The 20,697-nt window shown below is 63.7% G+C and carries 22 protein-coding genes; 13 read left to right on the top strand and 9 right to left on the bottom strand.

Features of this window, described 5'->3' with window-relative positions; translation table 11 throughout:
- Window positions 1-61: 61 nt before the first annotated feature.
- The 6 genes from SVXhr_RS08375 to SVXhr_RS08400 all read left to right on the top strand — a co-directional run bounded on the left by SVXhr_RS08375 (window position 62) and on the right by SVXhr_RS08400 (window position 6,152).
- On the top strand, window positions 62-739 hold the full coding sequence (locus tag SVXhr_RS08375) for a LiaF domain-containing protein (protein ID WP_275736764.1): 678 nt from the start codon (window positions 62-64) through the stop codon (window positions 737-739).
- A 297-nt stretch (window positions 740-1,036) separates the two neighbouring features.
- Window positions 1,037-3,154: a methionine--tRNA ligase gene (metG, locus tag SVXhr_RS08380; RefSeq protein WP_275736765.1), complete on the top strand. Its 2,118-nt coding sequence runs from the start codon at window positions 1,037-1,039 to the stop codon at window positions 3,152-3,154.
- Window positions 3,155-3,227: 73 nt separating this feature from the next.
- Window positions 3,228-3,503: a hypothetical protein gene (locus SVXhr_RS08385; protein ID WP_275736766.1), complete on the top strand. Its 276-nt coding sequence runs from the start codon at window positions 3,228-3,230 to the stop codon at window positions 3,501-3,503.
- Between the two features lie 85 nt (window positions 3,504-3,588).
- A complete protein-coding gene (locus SVXhr_RS08390) occupies window positions 3,589-4,218 on the top strand; it encodes an NfeD family protein (RefSeq protein ID WP_275736767.1) in 630 nt (209 codons plus the stop codon).
- Between the two features lie 78 nt (window positions 4,219-4,296).
- Entirely contained in the window at window positions 4,297-5,433 is a 1,137-nt protein-coding gene (locus tag SVXhr_RS08395; protein WP_275736768.1) for an SPFH domain-containing protein, read from the top strand.
- A 116-nt stretch (window positions 5,434-5,549) separates the two neighbouring features.
- Entirely contained in the window at window positions 5,550-6,152 is a 603-nt protein-coding gene (locus SVXhr_RS08400) for an ArsR family transcriptional regulator (RefSeq protein WP_275736769.1), read from the top strand.
- A 28-nt stretch (window positions 6,153-6,180) separates the two neighbouring features.
- Here SVXhr_RS08400 and SVXhr_RS08405 read toward each other — a convergent pair whose 3' ends face one another.
- From SVXhr_RS08405 to SVXhr_RS08420, 4 genes are all read right to left on the bottom strand, one after another.
- Complete coding sequence (locus SVXhr_RS08405; RefSeq protein ID WP_275736770.1) at window positions 6,181-6,429, bottom strand: hypothetical protein; 249 nt, start codon at window positions 6,427-6,429, stop codon at window positions 6,181-6,183.
- Between the two features lie 153 nt (window positions 6,430-6,582).
- Window positions 6,583-6,981, bottom strand: a complete 399-nt coding sequence (locus SVXhr_RS08410) for a TRAM domain-containing protein (protein ID WP_275736771.1) — start codon at window positions 6,979-6,981, stop codon at window positions 6,583-6,585.
- Between the two features lie 68 nt (window positions 6,982-7,049).
- Window positions 7,050-7,706 carry a YkgJ family cysteine cluster protein gene (locus tag SVXhr_RS08415; RefSeq protein WP_275736772.1) on the bottom strand — a complete coding sequence of 219 codons (657 nt, stop codon included), beginning with the start codon at window positions 7,704-7,706 and terminating at the stop codon, window positions 7,050-7,052.
- A gap of 83 nt (window positions 7,707-7,789) precedes the next feature.
- Window positions 7,790-8,068 (bottom strand): helix-turn-helix domain-containing protein, encoded by a 279-nt coding sequence (locus SVXhr_RS08420; RefSeq protein WP_275736773.1) that lies wholly within the window; start codon window positions 8,066-8,068, stop codon window positions 7,790-7,792.
- Window positions 8,069-8,210: 142 nt separating this feature from the next.
- Between SVXhr_RS08420 and SVXhr_RS08425 the strand changes: the two genes are divergently transcribed.
- Both SVXhr_RS08425 and SVXhr_RS08430 read left to right on the top strand, forming a co-directional pair.
- Window positions 8,211-8,915, top strand: a complete 705-nt coding sequence (locus SVXhr_RS08425) for a methyltransferase domain-containing protein (protein WP_275736774.1) — start codon at window positions 8,211-8,213, stop codon at window positions 8,913-8,915.
- 70 nt (window positions 8,916-8,985) lie between these two features.
- Complete coding sequence (locus SVXhr_RS08430; RefSeq protein WP_275736775.1) at window positions 8,986-9,888, top strand: glycosyltransferase family 2 protein; 903 nt, start codon at window positions 8,986-8,988, stop codon at window positions 9,886-9,888.
- Here SVXhr_RS08430 and SVXhr_RS08435 read toward each other — a convergent pair whose 3' ends face one another.
- Entirely contained in the window at window positions 9,889-10,698 is an 810-nt protein-coding gene (locus SVXhr_RS08435; RefSeq protein WP_275736776.1) for an amidohydrolase family protein, read from the bottom strand.
- Window positions 10,699-10,857: 159 nt separating this feature from the next.
- Between SVXhr_RS08435 and thsA the strand changes: the two genes are divergently transcribed.
- The 3 genes from thsA to SVXhr_RS08450 all read left to right on the top strand — a co-directional run bounded on the left by thsA (window position 10,858) and on the right by SVXhr_RS08450 (window position 13,503).
- The gene (gene thsA / locus SVXhr_RS08440) at window positions 10,858-12,411 is read left to right on the top strand and encodes a thermosome subunit alpha (protein ID WP_275740906.1); all 1,554 of its coding nucleotides are present in this window, start codon (window positions 10,858-10,860) and stop codon (window positions 12,409-12,411) included.
- A gap of 101 nt (window positions 12,412-12,512) precedes the next feature.
- Entirely contained in the window at window positions 12,513-12,953 is a 441-nt protein-coding gene (locus SVXhr_RS08445; protein WP_275736777.1) for a hypothetical protein, read from the top strand.
- Window positions 12,954-13,017: 64 nt separating this feature from the next.
- Complete coding sequence (locus SVXhr_RS08450; RefSeq protein WP_275736778.1) at window positions 13,018-13,503, top strand: carotenoid biosynthesis protein; 486 nt, start codon at window positions 13,018-13,020, stop codon at window positions 13,501-13,503.
- Window positions 13,504-13,528: 25 nt separating this feature from the next.
- On the opposite strand, the gene SVXhr_RS08455 is transcribed toward SVXhr_RS08450, so the two are convergent.
- Together SVXhr_RS08455 and SVXhr_RS08460 are read right to left on the bottom strand one after the other, a co-directional pair.
- A complete protein-coding gene (locus tag SVXhr_RS08455) occupies window positions 13,529-14,299 on the bottom strand; it encodes an SAM-dependent chlorinase/fluorinase (protein ID WP_275736779.1) in 771 nt (256 codons plus the stop codon).
- A 63-nt stretch (window positions 14,300-14,362) separates the two neighbouring features.
- On the bottom strand, window positions 14,363-14,920 hold the full coding sequence (locus SVXhr_RS08460) for a nicotinamide-nucleotide adenylyltransferase (RefSeq protein WP_275736780.1): 558 nt from the start codon (window positions 14,918-14,920) through the stop codon (window positions 14,363-14,365).
- Window positions 14,921-15,091: 171 nt separating this feature from the next.
- On the opposite strand from SVXhr_RS08460, the gene lonB reads away from it, so the two are divergent.
- Together lonB and SVXhr_RS08470 are read left to right on the top strand one after the other, a co-directional pair.
- Window positions 15,092-17,230, top strand: coding sequence for an ATP-dependent protease LonB (lonB, locus tag SVXhr_RS08465; RefSeq protein WP_275736781.1), 2,139 nt, complete (start codon window positions 15,092-15,094; stop codon window positions 17,228-17,230).
- Between the two features lie 2 nt (window positions 17,231-17,232).
- Window positions 17,233-18,075, top strand: a complete 843-nt coding sequence (locus SVXhr_RS08470; RefSeq protein ID WP_275736782.1) for a CPBP family intramembrane glutamic endopeptidase — start codon at window positions 17,233-17,235, stop codon at window positions 18,073-18,075.
- 39 nt (window positions 18,076-18,114) lie between these two features.
- Here the strand turns inward: SVXhr_RS08470 and SVXhr_RS08475 are convergent, their stop codons facing one another.
- Both SVXhr_RS08475 and SVXhr_RS08480 read right to left on the bottom strand, forming a co-directional pair.
- On the bottom strand, window positions 18,115-18,579 hold the full coding sequence (locus SVXhr_RS08475) for an MGMT family protein (RefSeq protein ID WP_275736783.1): 465 nt from the start codon (window positions 18,577-18,579) through the stop codon (window positions 18,115-18,117).
- A 77-nt stretch (window positions 18,580-18,656) separates the two neighbouring features.
- Window positions 18,657-20,687 carry a hypothetical protein gene (locus tag SVXhr_RS08480; protein ID WP_275736784.1) on the bottom strand — a complete coding sequence of 677 codons (2,031 nt, stop codon included), beginning with the start codon at window positions 20,685-20,687 and terminating at the stop codon, window positions 18,657-18,659.
- Window positions 20,688-20,697 lie beyond the last annotated feature (10 nt).

The raw sequence follows: 20,697 nt of genomic DNA on the forward strand, positions 1-20,697 counted from the left end.
GTGAGCGTGGTCCGGATCGGGGGAACATAGCTTTATAGAGTTTCCCGGCGATTGAGGCGGTATGAACCGTCGAAATCTGACGAATCAGTTCGTTCTCGGGGCGATCATGATCGTCGTCGGCGTGACGTTGCTCGTCGAGACCACCGACACCTACGACGCGTCGATACTGCTACAGTACGTCCCCTCGTTGTTCGTCCTCCTGGGGGTGTACGCCCTGATCAGCAGCGACTTTCGGAACCTCTTCGGGCCGATCGTGGTCGTCGCCGTGGCCGGGGCCTGGCAACTGGTCGCCCTGGATTACGTCGCGGCCGAGCAGGTCACGCAGCTCTGGCCGTTGCTCCTCGTAGCCGTCGGCATCTCGATCATCGCCGGTCACTTCCGGGGGGATTCGCGGGTGATCACCGACACCTACATCAGCTCGGTCGGGGTCTTCGGGGGCAGTGGGCAACGCACGACTACGGCGGCGTTTGCGGGCGCGGACCTGACGGCGCTGTTCGGCGGCGTCGAACTCGACCTCCGGGAGGCGAACATCGAGGATCGACCGGCGACGATCAACGCGACCGCCATGTTCGGTGGCTGTGAGATCGCCGTCCCGCCGGCGTGGAACGTTCGGATGGACATCCTGCCGATCTTCGGCGGGGCCGAAGACGAGCGGAAACGTCACGAACGTGACCACGACGAGGTTGATCTCGTCGTGACGGGCTTTGTGGCGTTCGGGGGCGTCAGCGTCACGGATTGAGCAACGTTTTTTCTCCGGCCACGAAGTGAGGGGGGTCTGACGTGGGTCTCGCTCACCCGCCAGATGCACATGCCATCCTGCTAGGGCCGGGTGGACCCTGTTCTCGCCGCGATGGACGCATACTCCACGTCCCGAATCGCCATTGGGCGGTCGGACTCGGGACAGCCCGCTCGCTGACAGTCCCGTCCACTCCGAGGCGTCGACCGTCCCGAGTCAGAAACACACCCACGGCAAACTCATCGAACCCCACGACCGCAAACCATCGCGTTAATGAATCCACTGGCGGTACACTGTAGCATGAGCCACGACGCGTTCCCCACCGAGAATCCCGCAGTGGTGACCTGCGGGTTGCCATACGCCAACGGCGACCTGCACATCGGCCACCTGCGAACCTACGTCGGCGGCGACGTCCTGACCCGTTCCCTGGAGAAACTCGGCCAGCAGACGGCCTTCGTCTCCGGGTCGGACATGCACGGGACCCCGATCGCCGTCCAGGCGATTCAGGACGATATCGACCCCGAAGCGTTCGCTCTGGAGTACCACGAACAGTACGAGGAGACGTTCCCGCAGTTCGATATCGACTTCGACAACTACGGGCACACCCACCAGGAAACAAATCGGGAATTGACCCACGAGATCGTCGAAACCCTGGAGGCGGAAGGCTACATCGACGAGCAGGAGATCAAGGTCGCCTGGGACCCCCAGGACGACCAGCCGCTGCCCGACCGCTACGTCGTCGGGACCTGTCCCTACTGCGGCGAGACCGCCCGCGGTGACGAGTGCGACGAGGGCTGTGGGCGTCACCTCGAGCCCGGCGAGATCGAGGATCCCGTCTCGAAGATCTCGGGCAACCCCGCGGAGTACCGCGAGCGTACCCACAAATTCTTCACGGTCTCGAAACTCGCGGAGTACCTCTCGGAATTCCTCGACCGCCTCGAGGGAACCGCCAACGCGAAAAATCAGCCCCGCCAGTGGATCGAGGAGGGCCTACAGGACTGGTGTATCACCCGCGATATGGACTGGGGCTTCGACTATCCGGAGGTTGACGACGCAGGTGAGGACACTGTCGAAGACCTCGTCCTGTACGTCTGGGTCGACGCGCCCATCGAGTACATCGCCTCGACGAAGCAGTACACCGATCGAGTGAGTCCCGAGACCTACGACTGGGAGGGGGCCTGGAAGGCCGACGAGCCGGCCGGCCCCGATAGCGGGGAGATCATCCACGTCATCGGCCGGGACATCATCCAGCACCACACCATCTTCTGGCCCGCCATGCTCCACGTCGCCGACTACAACGAACCCCGGGCCGTCGTCGCCAGCGGGTTCATGAGTCTGGCCGGCGATGCCTTCTCGACCAGTCGCAATCGCGCGATCTGGGCGCAGGAGTATCTCGATGAGGGGTTCCACCCCGACCTCCTGCGGTACTACCTGACGACTGTCGGTGGGTTCCAGGACGACATCGACTTCTCGTGGGATCGCTTCCGCGAGCGGGTCAACGGCGAACTCGTCGGCACGGTCGGTAACTTCGCCTACCGGTCACTGCTCTTTGCCGACCGCAACTACGGTGGTACGCCCGATGTCGAACTCTCTCCGGAAGTCGAGGATCGCATCGAGGCAGCCATCGAAGACTTCGAGGCGGGCGTCAACGACTACTCGATCCGGACGGCCACTCAGGCAGCGGTTGAACTCGCGCGCTTTGGCAACGAGTACATCCAGCGCCACGAGCCCTGGAATCTGGATGACGACGAAGCAGCGCCGGTCATCCGTGACTGCGTCCAGATCGCCAAGGCCGTCGCCGTCTTGCTCCAGCCGACCACCCCTGACACGTCCCGACGCCTCTGGGAACAACTCGACGAGGACGGGTCGATCGCGGACGTGACCCTCGACGCCGCACTCGAAGCGCCACCTGCCGAGTTCGACGAACCGACGGAACTGTTCGAGAAAATCCCCGACGAGCGCGTCGAAGCACTCAACGAGAAGCTCGAAACCCGCGTCGCGGAAGCGACCGACGGCGAGGCCGAAGACGACGCGGAAACCGAAAGCGACGACGGCGACGGGGCCGAACCGACTGGCATGGATCTCGAACCACTCGCCGAGGAACGGATCGGCTTCGATGACTTCCAGGAACTCGACATTCGCGTCGGCGAGATCGTCGAGGCCGACCCCATCGAGGACAGCGACGATCTCGTCCGGCTAGAAGTCGACATCGGGCTCGAAACTCGCCAGGTCGTCGCGGGGATCAAGCAACTCCACGACGTCGAGTCCCTCCCCGAAACCCGTGTCATCCTGCTCGCGAACATGGAAAAGGCCGAACTGTTCGGCTACGAGTCAAACGGGATGGTGCTGGCTGCCGGCGAGGAGGCCGACCTGCTGAGAACCCACGAGGACGCGCCGCTCGGATCGAAAATTCGGTAGTGACGCCACAGCCAGGTTCCGGCGGATTCGGGAACGACCAAGCACTTTAGCCGCGTGATCCGATAGTCACGGTATGGACGACGACGAGTGGAACGATGACCCAGTCGAGTTCGACGAGGCGGGGGACGGACGGAACGGGGAACCGGGAGACGGTGCGGACGACACCGCCAGTGACGACGAGTGGCGGTTCACTCTCGAGGATCTGGCCGATGACGACGGGGAGGACGACACGGACGGGTTCTCGCTGTACGCCGAGATCGAGGCTGGCTCGCCCTCGGCGGAGAACGCGCTGTTTGTCGGGCTTGGCCTCGCGTTTGGACTGGTCGTCGTCTGGCAGCTACTGTTTTGAGTCCCGCGCCGGCGAACCGGACCAGTTGGGAGAGCGACTGGTCGGTGACCGAACTGTTAACCCGGTTGGGGTCTAACTCGCGGGCATGGTATCGGTCCTGGGCGCAGACCTCTCGCTGATATTGCTGTTGGTAGGAGCGCTACTGGTCATTGGGGAAGCGTTCGTCCCGGGGGCACACTTCATCGTCCTCGGGATCGCGCTGCTGGTCGCCGGCCTCGTTGGCCTCGCCCTTCCGTCGTCGCTCGGGATCCTCTCGGTCGTGATCATGGCCGGGTTGGTGTTGGGTGTCGGGAGTATTGCGCTGTATGCCTACCGTCAATTCGACTTCTACGGCGGGAAAGGGGCCGGCCAGACGAGCGATTCTGACTCGCTCAAGGGGAAAACAGGTCATGTGACCGAGCGCGTCACCGGCACAGGCGGCGAGGTCAAACTCGACAGCGGTGGATTCAACCCGCACTATCAGGCCCGGGCGTTCGACGACGAGATCCCGGAAGGCGAAGAGATCATCGTCGTCGATCCGGGTGGCGGCAACGTCCTCACGGTCGAATCGATGGCCGTGCTGAGTTCCGACGATATTGAGGCGGAACTCGAACGGGGCCGCGAGGCGGGCGAGCAGTCACAGGCGACGGACTCGGGCTCGTCGACACGGGAGGCTGGAGACGAATCCGAAAACGAACCGACGGGCGAACTCGACCGCGAAACCGAATCCGCGTAAGCGGCGGCCGTCGGCTCTGGGATATTCCGTCGGCACGAGCCCAACACTTTTGTTGTGTTCCTCCTAAGACAAGTGCGTATGTTATCAAGTATCCCGCTACAATTGGGGGGTGCGGAACTGTTCCCCATTGTCGCCCTGGTACTGCTGGCAATTGCTGTGGTGACCGTCTGGCAAATGGTGGTCATCACCGATGCCACGGAGAAGAAGGCCCTCACGGTACTCGGGGAGTACCGGAAGCTGCTCGAACCCGGGATCGCGTTCGTCCCGCCGTTCGTCTCGGCGACCCACACGTTCGACATGCGGACACAGACGTTGGACGTGCCACGACAGGAGGCGATCACCCGTGACAACTCGCCGGTGACCGCCGACGCCGTCGTCTACATCAAGGTGATGGACGCAAAGAAGGCCTACCTCGAAGTCGACAACTACAAGCGCGCCGTCTCGAACCTCGCACAGACGACACTCCGTGCGGTGCTTGGCGACATGGAACTCGACGACACGCTCAACAAGCGCCAGGAGATCAACGCCAAGATCCGCAAGGAACTCGACGAACCCACCGACGAGTGGGGGATTCGCGTCGAGAGTGTGGAAGTCCGGGAGGTCAACCCGAGCAAAGACGTCCAACAGGCCATGGAGCAACAGACCTCCGCCGAGCGCCGCCGGCGTGCCATGATCCTCGAGGCGCAGGGTGAGCGTCGTTCCGCCGTCGAGGAGGCCCAGGGTGAGAAGCAATCGAACATCATCCGCGCCCAGGGTGAAAAGCAGAGCCAGATCCTCGAAGCACAGGGTGACGCCATCTCGACCGTGTTGCGCGCCAAATCCGCCGAAGCGATGGGCGAGCGCGCAGTCATCGAGCGTGGCATGGAGACCTTAGAGGAGATCGGCAAGGGCGAGTCGACGAAGTTCGTCCTGCCCCAGGAGCTGACGTCGCTCGTCGGCCGGTACGGCAAGCACCTCACCGGCAGCGACGTCCAGACGGACGGCGAATCGGCCCTCGAAGGCCTCGACTTCGACGACGAGACCCGCGAGATGCTCGGCCTCGACGACATCGAGAAGATCCTCGGCCAGATCGACCAGGAGGCCGAGGTCGACGTCGAAGAAATGGAAGAGCAGGCACAGGCGGTCAAATCCGGCAAAGAAACGGCCGACATCAAAGATCCGGACGAGGTCATCGAGGAGATGGACAACGAGTTCAATACCGACGAGGAGTCCTGAGAGGATCGCGTCGGTCAACCTTTGACGCCAACGGGTTGACGAACACAGCCCCGCTTTTCGTGACGAACGTCGGATCGAGCGAAGGCGTTTTGTAACTCGATGCTAATGAGTGAACAATGGCTGGGGATGGTGTCGACGAGAGCAAGCGCGCGACGCTCCGTCGGTTCGCCGCACTGGGGGCCGCCAGTCCACTCGTTCGACTGGCGGATTCGGGGAGTGACAGCACCGCCCCGGGAGCGATCGTCGGGTACCTGTCGACGACGCCGGGGGCACATTTCTCGAAGCTTCGTGACGATCTCCAACTCGGGACCGGCGAGACACAACATCACCTTCGCGCGCTGCTACAGGACAACACGATCGAAAGTCAACGCGACGGTGAATATCGACGGTTCTTCCCGGCGGATCGTTTCAGCGAGTTCGAACGGACGGCACTCGGCTATCTCCGTCGGGATACCTCCCGAGGGATGATCATCGAACTGCTCCGGGATCCGAGTGCCACCGCGAACGAACTCGCCGAACGGCTGGATGTCTCGAACCCGACCGTCAGCAAACACGCGACACAGCTAGAGGAAGCCGGCCTGCTGACACGCGAGGACGGGTACGCGCTTCGCCACCCCGAGACGCTATTGATGCTGGTCGTCAGATACGCCGAATCATTCGGCGAGGACGCCATCGTCTTTGCCGCCGAAGCTGACGAGTACGTCGCCTACGACGGTTGAAACAGTTGCTCCGTCCGGGGCTCTCTTTTCAGGCGTCGACCATCCAGGTCGTCGAGGAGGAGTACCCCCACTTCTCGACGGTCAAATCGTACTCGCCCTCCTGGAGGGCGGCCATGTTGGTCCCGACTTCCTTCGCCGAGAGACCGAGTTCTTCGCCGATGAGCCTGGACTTGAAATACGTCTGGTCGTCTGCGTTGGCTCGCAGGTAATCAAGGATCCGGCGTTGTTTCTCCGAGAGCGGTCCATCGTCGTGGGTGCCAGCCGCACTCGTGCTCATGTTTCACTGTAGTGACGAGAGTGGTATAGGCGATTTGGTATGGTCGGTTAATCGACCCACGTCTTGCGATTATCTCCGTGGCAGATGGTGTGTGGCCGTCGGGAGAAGCCCAACGGGCCTGAATGTGGTACGACTGGGAAACGATATCGTCGGTCAGATGTCCTCTTCGATGATCTCGCCCACGGCGAAGTTCGACTTCACTTCGGTGACTTCCACCTTGACGCGGTCGTTGATCTCCGCGCCGGGGACGATGATGACGTACCCGCGTTCGACGCGAGCGATGCCGTCGCCCTGCTTGCCGATATCCTCTATCTCGACGTACCGGATCTCGCCGCTCTCGACTGGCGGCTGTGGTTCGCTCGGCGCAGTATCGGTGCTCGGTTGCTCGTCTGTCGGTTCGTCCTCGCCCGAAATCAGCGCAATCCGATAGGTCTCACCGGGTTCGATCGAACCGGTTTCGATCTCCCGTCGCGGTACCTCGACGACATACCGGTCGTCCTCGGCAGTTACGTCCGCACTGAACAGACACAAGAGTTTCTCTGAGATTTCCAAGGTTAAACCTCCGTTCTCGGCGTCGGAGGCCTCCCTAAAGAACTTGTCGACCGCCTTGTGGTGTGGTGTCACTCGCTGATGGGCGTGCCATCCGGTCGCTTCTGCCCCTCGGAGTCGTGGACGACCACGCCGTCGACGTCGCGTGGCTCGTAGTTGTCACGGACGCCGATAGCCTCCTCGCGTTCGCGGATCGCCCGTCGTTTGAGCGTGGCCGCCAGTTCCTCCGCGTCCTCCCGCGAGATATCGCGTCCCAGTCCCTCACATTCGTGGGCGTGGACCGGCCCCGCACGATCGACGACACTTCCCATCGGCGAGGTCGTCCCATCCCCCTCATCCTCGATCGAGAGACTGAACGGGTAGGTCCGACAGATGAGCGGGCGGCGGTCGTAGATCGAGCACGCCTCGCTCTCGTCGTCGTAAAACGTACAGTCCCCGCAGGCATCGGTCTGGAGTGCCCACTCGAAGGTTTCGCCGGTCGTCGGCTCGCCGTCAGTTTCCGAGAGGCCAAAGGGCATTGGCCGGGCGACATCGCGCCAGTTATCCGCGCCGTCTCGTTGGATCTCTCTGATCTCGTCGGGGAAGACCGTCGCCGTGTGTTCCGCCTCGCCGAGTCCGCGACAGCAGTGGCCACACCGGGTGCACTCGAAGCCGATCGACTCGATCGCGTCCGCGATGTCTGCGACGTCGACATCCCGGGCAGCGGCACGTTCGGCTTCGAAGGTCATGGGCCCGATAATTCGTCGAAACGCAAAAGCGCGTCGGGAAGGACGGCGTCGGGGGCAGGAAGCCGGATCCAGAAAGAGGTCGTTTACTCGGTCGTAAGGTAGTATACCTGTTTGCGGGCGTCACGGTAGCTGTATCGCGAGGAAACGAGGTCAGCATCCTCCAGGCGGTTTAGCGCGTATCGGACGGTCCGATCCGGCAGCAGCGATTCGGTGGCGAGTTCGCCCTGTGAGAGCGGTTGGTCCGTCTCAAGGACCTTGGCGATCAGCTTCGCACTCGGCGGCAACTCACGGAGGCGCTCGCGAAACTCCCCCTCCGTGAGGATGATCTCCGTCCGTGACCCGTCTTCGATCGTCGTGCTCATATCCGGATTGAGTCGGAACCGACGGATAAGCATTGGCTATATGGAGGGTATAATACCTTGTATTCTTGGGTATCCCCTTATATTGCCTGTCGCGGATCGATCCAATACCGTTTTAATCACCCCGTGGTGAACAATCCATAGCGTGAAAGGACAGGAGTGGTACCAGGCCGACGAGATCGCCGAGGCCTACGAGGAGAAGCGGTTTTCGGGTGGCGGTCGGCTCATCGATCGGCGGGAAAAGCAGGCCGTACTGGACGCCATCGGACCGGTCGAAGACTCGCGCGTGCTCGAAATCGCCTGCGGGACCGGTCGATTCACCGTGATGTTGGCCGAGCGTGGGGCGGACATCGTCGGCCTCGACATCTCTTCGGCGATGCTCCAACAGGGTCGCCAGAAGGCCCAAACTGCCGGGGTCGAATCCCATCTCGATTTCATGCGGGGCGATGCCGGACGGCTGCCGTTCCCTGACGACCACTTCGACGCGGTCATCGCGATGCGGTTTTTCCACCTGGCGGATACGCCAGCATCGTATCTCAGCGAGATGCGACGGGTCTCCAAAGACGTCGTGTTCTTCGATACGTTCAACCGCTTTAGCACCCGGTCGATCTACAACTGGGCGTTGCCGATGGGATCGCGGTTGTACTCCCGATGGGAGATCGACCGTTTGCTCGGGGAGTCCGACCTCGATCTGGTCGGGGCGACCCACGACTTCATCGTTCCGTACGGGCTCTACCGGGCGATCCCGGACAGCCTGGCATCGGCGTTCCGGACACTTGATCGAGCGGTGGGTCGTGCCCCAGGCGGCGATCGCCTCTCGTCGGTCTCGTACTGGCACTGCCAGGTCTAAGCTGACGGTTGGTTGTCAGAGACGATCGATCACGCGATGTTTTTAGTCATCCGGATCCATATTGAGGTGTATGGAACTCTCGGTAGTCGTCCCGACGCTCAACGGACGAGAGCAACTCGCACGGACGCTCGACTCCGTCAACGCACACGTCTCCGAGGGTGAGGTGATCGTCGTCAACGGCCCCTCGGCGGACGGGACGACCGGAATGGTCCGTGATCGCGAAGACGTCGATGTCCTCGTCGAAATCGCGGACCGGTCGACCAACGCCGCGCGCAATGCGGGCATCGACCACGCGACCGGGGACGCGATTGCGTTCGTCAACCAGGGGCTGTCAGTCACTGACGACTGGGCAACGGCGATCCGTACGGGCCTGAGCGAGACACCGATCGTCACTGGACCGACTCACAAACGCGTTCGGGCCGGAAAGACGACCGAGTGCGCCACATCACGGACCGTTGCCGGTCGGTCCATCACGTACGTCAATCCCGACAACATGGTCATCACGCGGAAGCTTCTCGCCGATCTCGATGGGTTCGACGAATACCTGGACGTCAACGACGCACGTGACCTTTCACACCGGGCGGCCGGGATGAATCGGGCCGTCTCATGGCGGTCGGACATGGCCGTCGAGCGGCCGGTCGGTGCCGACGGTGGCACCAGCGAGACGAACTGGAACCGGGAGTATCGATCGCTCGCGTACCTCCTGGCGAAAAATTACGGATTTCGACCCGCCGTGGTCGCGAGCGTCTGCCAGCAGGCTCTTTCGGACGCTAGTGGTGGGCTCCGTGACGTCCTCGCCGGGAAGAAGTCGGCCACGGACTGGTTCAGTTCCGGCCAGGGCGTTGTGACTGGGATCCCCGTCGGTTTCAAAGACGGGCTGGCCGCCAGAGCCAGGGACCGAAGCGACCGTCGAAACCCGGGTGGCCGCTCGACCGGTCGAAATCGTGCCGTGGCGGTCTACGATTCGCGGTGACTACGGGGCAAGTGCGTCGATCACACGGCCCGGATTGTTCGAGAACGCTTTTCGCATTGCGTCTTCCGGAACGTCGAGTGTGAGGATCTCCATGATCGCCACGCTGGGGTGAGCACTCGGCGCACCACTGCCGAACAGCACGCGATCCGGATGTTCCCGGAGTGCCCGTTCGAGTGGTTCCCGGAGCCTGACGAAACTCGTGTCGAGATACAGATCGTCGTGATCGTCGAGGAGTGCGATCGTCCGTGCCATCCGGTCACGATCGAGCGGATACCCACCGAAATGGGCGATGATCGTCGGAAAGTCGGCAGTCAACAGCGTCCGTTCGATGGAGTCCGGCCCGAACACCTGACCGCCGTGAACGAGGACTGGCAGGCCGACTGCTTCGAGCGCGTCGATCACTGCTTCGTCGGGTAACCCGTCGGCCGGCGGGTGCACTTTGAACCCGACAAACCGATCGTCGTAGGCGAACTGTTCGATGTCCTCGGGGGCCGTGTGCTCCGGGGCCCGGCTTGTGGCCAGGTTGCGGAGTCGCGCGCCCGTCCCGCCGGTGGGGTCACGCGGACCGTTGATCCGGGCCAGCGCGACGAAGGGCCGCCCCACGCTCATGCGTGCGATCGCATTGTTGGCTTTCAGATACGATCCGTCACGTTCGCCCGGATAGACGAGCGATCGGACAATCCCGGCCTGGTGCATCTCCCGTTCGAGCCGCTCAGGTGTCCCTGGGCCGTCCCCCGACCGCTGGTCGGCGTCGGGTTCGAGACGGACGTGGGTGTCGACGACCCTGAACCCGTGCTCCAACTCCAGCATCTACCAGACCGTCGAGCGGTCCCGACATTAAATCATCGCTCTCCGTGATGAGCCGGACCACGCTGCAGCCCGATGCCGCCCGGTTCAAAACACTTATATAGAACCGCAAACGAGGGATAAGACGAGGCTACACATATGTCACAATCCGGTCAGCAGCGCATGGGTGGATCGCCCATGTTCATTCTCAGCGAGGACTCTCAGCGGACACAGGGAGACGACGCACAGAGTTCGAACATCTCCGCGGGCAAGGCCATCAGTGAGGCCGTACGGACGACGCTTGGTCCACGCGGGATGGACAAGATGCTCGTCGCGGACGGCGACGTCGTCATCACGAACGACGGGGCGACGATCCTCCAGGAGATGGAGATCGAGCACCCGGCGGCAAACATGCTCGTCGAAGTCGCCCAGACACAGGAGGAAGAAGTCGGTGACGGCACGACGACCGCTTCGGTACTTGCCGGGGAACTTCTGAGCAAGGCCGAGGAGTTGCTCGAGGACGACGTCCATCCGACGACGATCGTCGAGGGGTATCACGAGGCGTCCTCGCTCGCCCGCGAGGCGATCGACGATCTCGTCCTCGACGGCGATCTCGATGCCGAGGACTTGATCACCGTCGCCGAATCGAGCATGACGGGCAAGGGGACGGGCGACGTCGCCGCGGGCCCGCTCGCGGAGACGGTCGTCGATGCCGTCGATCACGTCCGAACCGAGGACGGCGCTATCGACCGCGACAGCATCACGATCCACGCCCAGGTGGGTTCGAGTTCCAGCGCGACGGACCTGATCGAGGGCGTCATCGTCGACGAGGAGCCGGTACACGACAACATGCCCCGGTCGGTCGCGGATGCGTCGATCGCCGTCGTCGACGGGGACCTCGACCTCTCGGAGAGCAACATCGACGCGGAGTACAACGTCAACAACGTCGACCAGCTCAACGCCGCGATCGAGTCCGAAGAGGAAGATCTCCGGAGCCAGGCCCAGAGCGTCGTTGACCTGGGCGCTGACGTCCTGTTTGCGAGTGGCGACGTCGAGGACCGGGTCGCGTCGTATCTCGCCAAGGACGGCATCCTGGCGATCGATGGCGTCGACGACCTCGGCGCGATCATCAGCGCAACCGGGGCAACGCGTGCCTCGGCTGTCGAAGAGCTCGAAACCGACGAACTCGGGAACGCCGACTCCATCTCGGTCGAGACCTACGGCGACGACGACCTCACGTTCATCGAGGGCGGTGCCGCCGCCAAGGCGGTCACGGTCTTCGCCCGCGGAGGCACCGAACACGTCGTCGACGAACTCGAACGCTCGATCCGGGATGCACTCGACGTCGTCACGGCCGCGATCGAACGCGGCGGCGTCGTGCCCGGGGCCGGCGCGACCGAGATCGTCATCGCCGACTACGTCCGCGACCACGCCGCCGGTGTCGAAGGCCGCAAACAGCTCGCCGTCGAGGCCTTCGCCGACGCCGTCGACGTGCTTCCGCGCACGCTCGCCGCCAACACCGGCATGGACCCCATCGACGCGCTGGTCGACCTCCGTGCCGCCTACGAGAACGAGACGCTCTCGGGGATCCTTTCGGGTGGCCAGAGCGGCGAGGTTGCCGACCCGCTCGAAGCTGGCGTTCTCGACCCCGCCGCAGTCAAGCGCGAGGCGGTCGACTCGGCGACTGAAGCTGCAACCATGATCGTCCGCATCGACGACGTCATCGCCGCGAACTGATCGGGACGATCCGTTCGGGATCCACGCACCCGCTCTTTGGCGGAAGGACGGCCACGTCGACTCAACGGAGGTTTTTTCGGGACACACTTGCTGGATTAGGTATGCGCCGTCGTGAGTTGCTTGCCGTCGCCGGGACCATCGGATGTGCCGGATGCGCCGACCTCTCGTCGATCGACGAGTCGACGACAGCCTCGTCGTTTCCACCCGCGACGGCCGTCTGGCACGTCGTGCCCCCGTATCCGTTCCGGTTCGACGGCGAAGTGACTGTCTCGGACGGGACAATCAAAGGATGGGTACTCGACGACACCATCTCGAAGCGTGTTTCCGTGACCGGCGAAGTGATCGACGGAGGCCCCGTCAGCGTCTACTTCTCGGAATATCGGATCGAACAACCCGAGATCCCGGAATCCCCCATCGAGGAATTCACGGACGTCTCGACCATCGAAACGGCCGTCGAGTTCCCCGACGGTGGCGGATCATTTTTCTTCGCGGCCGACACCGTTACCACGATCGATCTAGAGATCGAAATCGAGACGGTGTAGGGACGATCATCCGGCCTGTCGTCCGGTCGCTGGGCCCGAAAAGCGATCGGCTGACGTGCCTTGAGTGTCAAGAGAAATCGTGTTCGATCGGGATTCGCTGGCCGTCATGACTCTCGTGGTCGGTCTCGTCGGGCTCAGTCACGCGGGATTCACCTGGCCACACGCGGCGACAATCGCGCTGTTCGGTGGCGGGGCAATAGTCGCCTTTGTCGCCGAAGCCATCGTAATCAACCGCGGACTGCTACACCATCATATCGATCCGAAACTGGTGGGCGTGCCGGTATACGTTCTCCTTGGCTGGACCGGTGTCGTCTATATTGCGTTTCGCGTTGCCCTGCTGTGGACCAACGGCTGGCTTGCCGTCGGGACCGGTGCTGTCCTCGCGACCGGCTACGACGCCCTGGTCGATCACCGGGGCGTCATAGCGGGTGCCTGGACGTACACGGACGACCTGCCTGGCCCGCGATTCCGTGGCGTGCCGTGGTGGAATTACGTCGGCTGGTTCGTGATCAGTTCGGTCACAGCGGCTCTGGCGCTGCCGTTCCTGTGATCGGGGGGTTTCAGGGCCAGAGACGTTACGTCCAGCGCAACCGGACCCGCGACCCGGGTGAGACGCTGAATCGTTCGTCGCCCCGGCCCCGGTTGACGGCGAGTTCGACATTCCCGTGACTCCCGACGGTGACGAGTCGGTTGTCGACCTCGACCGCGGTGTAGGTTCGCCGGGCGGGTGCCCAGACGCCGTTGACGGTCACTGCCTCACCGAGGCGATCGGCCAGCACCTCGCCCGGCACGTTCGTGATCGCGTTGCCGAAGTCATCGACGACCAGGATTTCGCCGTCGACACCGTCTTCGCGGATCGTGGGCTCGGGGAATGTCAGGCCCTCGTATTCCTCGACGGGCACGAATCGATCGCTGGTTTCGAACCCGGACCGACCCGCCTCGTGGATCGTCGCCGCCGCCGGTGCGAACACGTCCCGGCCGTGGAAGGTGACGCTTTCGGGATCGTCATATACGTATTCAAAAATCTCGATCCCACCGCTATCCTCATCAGCAAGCGCGCGGGCAACCGGAATCAACACGCCGTTGTCGGGGCCGACGAGGACGTGCTCGCCGGCCCGAATCGCGAGGGCTGCCCGGTCGGTTCCCACGCCGGGGTCGACGACGACCAGGTGGACAGCCGGCGGGAAATACGGGAGGACTTCACGGAGCCAGAATGCGGTCGCCCGGACGTCCTGGCGGGGAAAATCGTGGGATATATCGATCAGTTGGGCGTCGGTCCGGGCGGCAAGGACGCCCTTCATCGCTGCGGGATACGGAGACCCGAAGTCGCTACTGAGGGTGATCATGACTGTACGGACGGTGAGCGAGGACAAAAGATATCGGGGCTGGCGGCGTCGCGGAGCCAACAGTCAATCGCTCGGGCTGTCGTTCGTTTTCGCCTCCCAGCGTTCGACGACGTCGGATTGGGAAATCGTTCGGAGGCGCTCGACGCCGTTGCACTCTTCGAGGACTTCGACGACGGCGTCGGGCACCCGGTCGCGCCACTGATCGCCCTCGATGATGCGCTCGCGGATCTCGCTGCCCTCCAAGCGCTCGCGGTCGAACATCCGCGACTGCCGGACCTCGATGCCGGCTTCCTCGAACAGTTGCACCACCAGCGGGTTGTTCGAATACGCCAGATCGAAATTGGGGCACATGCTCTGGACGTGGCTGACCCACACCGAGTGCCGATCGAGGTCCTCGATGGGGACGACGTAGGTCGGGAGATCGAATTCGGCGACGGCCTTGTTGACCATCATGATGCGCTCGCCGGCAGTGAACGGATCGTGGACGGTGTGGGAGTCCCCGGCGCTCCCGATCCCGAGGACGAGTTCCTCGACCTCCCCGTCGGCCGCGATACGTTCGACCATCGTGTGATGGCCGTTGTGATAGGGCTGAAAGCGGCCGATGTAGAATCCGCGTGTCATATACCCAGTTCCAGGACGTGGGCTTTCATAAACCCGGCGAGTCGTCGCTCGACGGATTCTCACCACCAATCCGAACGCCGTTTGTCTGTTTTCCCGCGACCGGCAAACCCGGTCGTGAGGAGAAAGTATATCAATCGACAGTCCCTGGATCATCGTACTTGACCCGTTAGAATGAGCGAAAACAAGGATACTGCCGACGATGCGCCGCCCGAGCACGAGGAGGTGTCCGTGTCGGACGACGGCCAGGTGGACGGGTCCGACGCGTCGTCCGAGCGATCGACGGGTGCTTCTGACCAAACAGAGGTCGAGCAGCCGGCAGAGCGGGCTGACGCGACGGACGTGGCCGACCCCGACGAGTCGGATACCGACGAGGAAGTAGCTGATCTCGGGAGCGACGTCACACTCGACGACGAGTCGACAGTCGTCGACGGCGAGGACGACGTACTGGGTGGATTGAACATCGACTCGACCGAGGATATCGAGGTGCCCGAGCGGTTGGTCGATCAGGTCATCGGGCAGAGTCACGCCCGTGACATCGTCCTGAAGGCGGCCAAACAGCGCCGTCACGTGATGATGATCGGCTCGCCCGGGACGGGCAAATCGATGCTCGCGAAGGCGATGAGCCAACTCCTCCCCAAGGAGGACCTCCAGGACGTTCTCGTCTATCACAACCCGGACGACGGCAACGAGCCGAAAGTCCGGACGGTGCCCGCCGGGAAGGGCGAACAGATCGTCGACGCCCACAAGGAAGAGGCCCGCAAGCGCAACCAGATGCGGTCGTTCCTGATGTGGATCATCATCGCGATCGTGATCGGGTACGCACTGTTCGCCGGCAATCCGCTGTTGGGCGTGCTCGCAGCGGGCGTCATCTATCTGGCGTTCCGCTACGGGGCGCGTGGTGGCGATTCGATGATCCCGAACCTGCTGATCAACAACGCCAACGAGCAGACCGCGCCCTTCGAGGAGGCGACGGGTGCCCACGCCGGTGCACTGCTCGGCGACGTCCGCCACGACCCCTTCCAGTCCGGCGGCATGGAGACGCCCAGCCACGACCGTGTCGAGGCCGGTGCGATCCACAAGGCCAACAAGGGCGTGCTGTTCGTCGACGAGATCAACACGCTGGACATCCGCTCCCAGCAGAAGCTGATGACGGCCATCCAGGAGGGCGCGTTCTCGATCACCGGTCAGAGCGAACGCTCCTCGGGCGCGATGGTCCAGACCGAACCCGTCCCGACGGACTTCATCATGGTCGCGGCGGGCAACCTCGATGCGATGGAGAACATGCACCCGGCCCTGCGCGACCGGATCAAGGGCTACGGCTACGAGGTCTACATGGACGACACCATCGAGGACGAGCCCGAGATGCGCCGGAAGTACGCCCGGTTCGTCGCCCAGGAGGTCGAGAAGGACGGACGGCTCCCACACTTCACCGAGGAGGCCGTCGAAGAGGTTATCCTCGAAGCCCGCCGCCGGGCGGGCCGCAAGGAACACCTCTCGTTGAAGCTCCGGAATCTGGGCGGACTCGTCCGGGTCGCTGGCGACATCGCCCGCGCCGACGACAAGGAGTACACCGAACGCGAGGACGTCCTCCAGGCCAAAGACCGCTCGCGTTCGATCGAACAGCAACTCGCGGACAACTACATCGAGCGCCGCAAGGACTACAAGATGACCGTCAACGAGGGCAGCGCGGTCGGCCGCGTCAACGGCCTGGCGGTGATGGGCGAGGACAGCGGGATCGTCATGCCCGTCATGGCCGAGGTCGCGCCCTCCCAGGGCCCTGGCGAGGTCATCGCGACCGGAAAACTTCAGGAGATCGCGATGGAGGCCGTCCAGAACGTCTCCGCGATCATCAAGAAGTTCTCCGACGAGGACATCTCGGAGAAGGACATCCACATCCAGTTCGTCCAGTCCTACGAGGGCGTCGAGGGCGACTCCGCGTCGGTGACGGTCGCGACGGCCGTCATCTCCGCCTTAGAGAACATCCCCGTCGAGCAGAACCTCGCGATGACCGGCTCGCTGTCGGTTCGCGGTGACGTCCTGCCAGTCGGCGGTGTCACCCACAAGATCGAGGCCGCGGCCAAGACCGGCCTCGACACAGTGATCATCCCGAAGGCCAACGAGCAGGACGTGATGATCGAGGACGAATACGAGGACCAGATAGAGATCATCCCCGTCAGCCACCTCTCGGAAGTGCTGGAAGTCGCGCTGGCTGGCGAACCCGAGAAGGACAGCCTGGTCGATCGGCTGAAGTCGATCACCGGCCAGGCACTCGAACGGAAGATCGGCCAGACCAACCCCAGCCCGCAGTAAGCGTGACCCGCTGGGCCGCCTTTGTCGGCCTCACCGGCGTCGTCGTGTCACTCGTCGTCGTTCTTGCCACACTCACCCAGCGGTTGCTCGACGCAGAGTCGTCACAACAGTCGACCGTCCGGCTGCAGCCGACGGGTTTAGACCCCGCCGTCACGCGGTCGCGATGGGTGCGGGTTCGGCCGGCCGGTCGATCGACGCCGACTGGCGGAACCACGTCGCCACGCGACTCGCCGCCGTCGATCCCGACAGTTGCCCTGTTCGTCAACGTGGTGCTCACGCAGGGCGTTTTCGGCGGCGTGCTCCTGGTCGGTGCGCTCGTGTTTTCGATCCCGATCTCGGCCTTTGGCGTCGGTCCTGCATCGCTCGGCGCGGTCGCGCCGGCCCTGGGCCTCGGAATCGGACTCGGACTCTGGATCGGGAGCGAACTCGCAGTCTCACTCGCCGATGCGGTGGGTATCGACTACGATCAGGGGTTGCAAGCCATGTTGACGCCGACGACGCAGGGTGAGTGGATCCTGTTGTTCGGCGTCGTCCTGCCGATCGTCGCCGCCAGCGAGGAGTTCATCTTCCGGGCGGCCGCCATCGGCGTCCCGGCGACCGGACTCGACGCCTCGCCGTGGGCGCTCGCGGTCGTCTCCTCGCTCGCTTTCGGCGTGGCTCACGGCGCACAGGGTCGGGCTGGGGTGGCCGTGACGGGACTCCTTGGCCTGGCGTTGGCAAGCGTCTACATCGCCACGGGGAGTCTCCTGGTGGTGATCGTCGCCCACTACGTGGTCAACGCGACTGAGTTCCTCGTCAACGCAACCGGAACTGACCCGATAGCGACCACCACCGTCACCCGGTAGTCGCCCCGGTGATCGCAGGCCGGTTCGTAGATCACTGCTTCAGGCCACCCCCTCGATCGACCGCAACTTCTGTTCGACCGCTGGCGGTTCGGCGCTCGGGCCGTCCCGAACCCGGTGGTCGGGGATAAGGAGTGGAGCCGGATTCTCTGCCAGTGCCGTCCGGACGAGACGGACATCCTCCTCGGAGTCCGGATCGAGCCCCGGCGTCATCCGCGCGAGTTGCTCGACGGTGATGCCCTCTCCATACGGGATCGACCGTAGCGTCTCCAGGACCTCACGGTGGTCGCTCGCCATCGTCAGCGCTACCGGCGTCGATTCAAAGGAAACCGTTTCGCCCTCGAAGTAGGCCTCGATCCGGTCCAACAGTGGGTGGTCGTCCCCGGCGTCGGCAGGCGGCGTCTCCGGGAACGAGACGGCGATCACCCTGTCGCCGGCGACGCCGAGCTGGACATTTCGGTCGAGATAGTCGATCTCCCGGGCGTAGATGCCGGCTGGTTCGTCCATATGCCCCGAACGGTCGACACCGACTTGAAGATATCCCGTCGCGTTCGATGCCGGCTGCCGCACGCCGAACAGCGCGGTCAGGACGGTGGAGCCGCTTGGCGTGGGGTCGGTCGATCCGCGTGCTCCGGCGGATCATCGGTCCGATACCAGAGTTCGCCAAGACTCCGGCGGTCGACGATCGTGACCCCCGCCGAGATCGCTGTCTTGAACGCCGCGGGGTCGACAGGGTCGGTCGTTACGAGCACCGGCCACGGATCATGCTCGGGTCGGTCTTGCCCGTGGGCGATCCCGCTGACGACTGCCGAGTCGACCGGATCGCCGTGGCACCGAACCCTCAAACGCAGGGTAGCCTGGACACCTGATCGCGTGGCGAGGAGTTCGGGGGCGTCCGGATCGGGCCGGTCGATCGTCCAGCCGAGGTTTCGCCAGATCCACCGGACTCGTCGAAGCAGCGTCTCCGCGTCCAGCGTCCGGAGCCGTCGGACGTACCACCCGTGTGACTCACGAACAGACCGGGGAATCGCGAGTGTCCCCTCACCGTCGTGGGCCGGCCGATGGATTGCGAGTGCCCCGTCACTGTTGTCGACCGGTCGATGGACCGCCAGCGTCACGTCGGCTCCGTTCGATGGAGCAGGGATGGCGAGGATGCTATCGCCATCGGAGTACTGTCGGTGAACCGCTGGCAGTACCTGATGGGTGCGAACTGGCAGTATTTCCTGGCGATCCCCACCAGCGAATGGCCGGATCGCCGTTGTCGTTTCGGTGGGGATGCGGGGTCTCTGATCCGCGGCCTGCGTGGACTCGCTATCAGCCGCTGGCAACCGCTCGATGCGACCTTCGAGGACACGCAGTTGCGAACGCAGACCGTCGACAGCGTCCGGATCGAGTTCCCGTGCGATCTCGATCGCAGCTTGCAAATGCTCGCTGGCTTCGGCGTAGGCCTCGCGGGCGGTTGCGGAAGCACCGGCCCTGGTGAGTCGAATCGCCGCTGCCCGGTGTTGGTCGGCTGCCCTTGAACGGGCGGCTAGCAGTTCGTCGGCGACCGTGGCCAGCCGTGCTTTGATCTGGTTGTTGCCACCGGCGAACCGCGACTCCGCCCGCCCCCAATCCAGTTCCAGAACCGTTCGGTAGCGGTCGAACGCTGCTCGCCAGTGTTCGGCGGCCTCGCCGGGAAGTGACGCGTCTACCGCAGCTCGATGACGTACCCTGGCGACCTGCATCGGGGCGACGGCCAGCCGGTCGAGGTCGCGGTCGATCGCGGACAGCATTGTCAATACCTGGGCTCTGGCTTCGTCCGGGAGTTCGTCCCGGTCCAGCAATGCCTCGCAAATCTCTCGGGCTCGTTCGAACGTATCGGCGGCCCGTTCGTAGGACTCCCCACGCCATGCCGTCCGGGCGCGTTCACGCTTCCGTTCAGCCCGGGCAAGCAACAACCGCCGACGCTCCTTGCGGTAGCGATCGTAGGTCGCCCTGACCCGATCCTGCATTGCCGGAACGTCCGCGGGGAAGGCTTCGACGGCCTCACGCACGTCATCGAAGCGGTCCGCGGCCTGATCGAGCGCCGCCGTGGCCGATTCGAACTGGCCGTTTCGCAGATCGCGTGCTGCATCGACGATCGCGTCTTCGGCCTCGCCGAGCAGGCGCTCGAAGCGAATGCGGCGCTGTGACGCTTTCGAGAGATACGTCTCGACAGTCTCTGCATCCGTCGTCTCGGGTGAGATTTCCCAGACGTGGTCGCCGATCCAGAACCGCACAGTCGACTTCCGAAACCCGGTGGACGCCGCAACGTGATCGATGTCGGTCAGCGGGATCGTTACCGGATGGTCACCGCCATCGTCTGTCGCCCCACCGACGACAAGGACCACGCGATGGGTCGTCAATGCGACCAGCGTCCGATAGCCCGACCCAGGTTCGTGTGTGGTTTGCCCTTTTGGACTTTCGTGGCGAACACCGCTGGCATCCGTCGCGAAGACGACCTGCGGTTGTTCCCGGGAGTCGAGATGGGATTCGAGCGGCGTCTCGGCGAGATAACCGTCGCGGAGCAACCCGCCGCTCCCGGTTTCCGTCAGGAGTGCTTCGCCGACGATCCCCGCGTCGTCGGTTGTCATGCAATTCAGT

This window comes from Halorhabdus sp. SVX81, from assembly GCF_029207715.1.
Classification (GTDB): Archaea; Halobacteriota; Halobacteria; order Halobacteriales; family Haloarculaceae; genus Halorhabdus.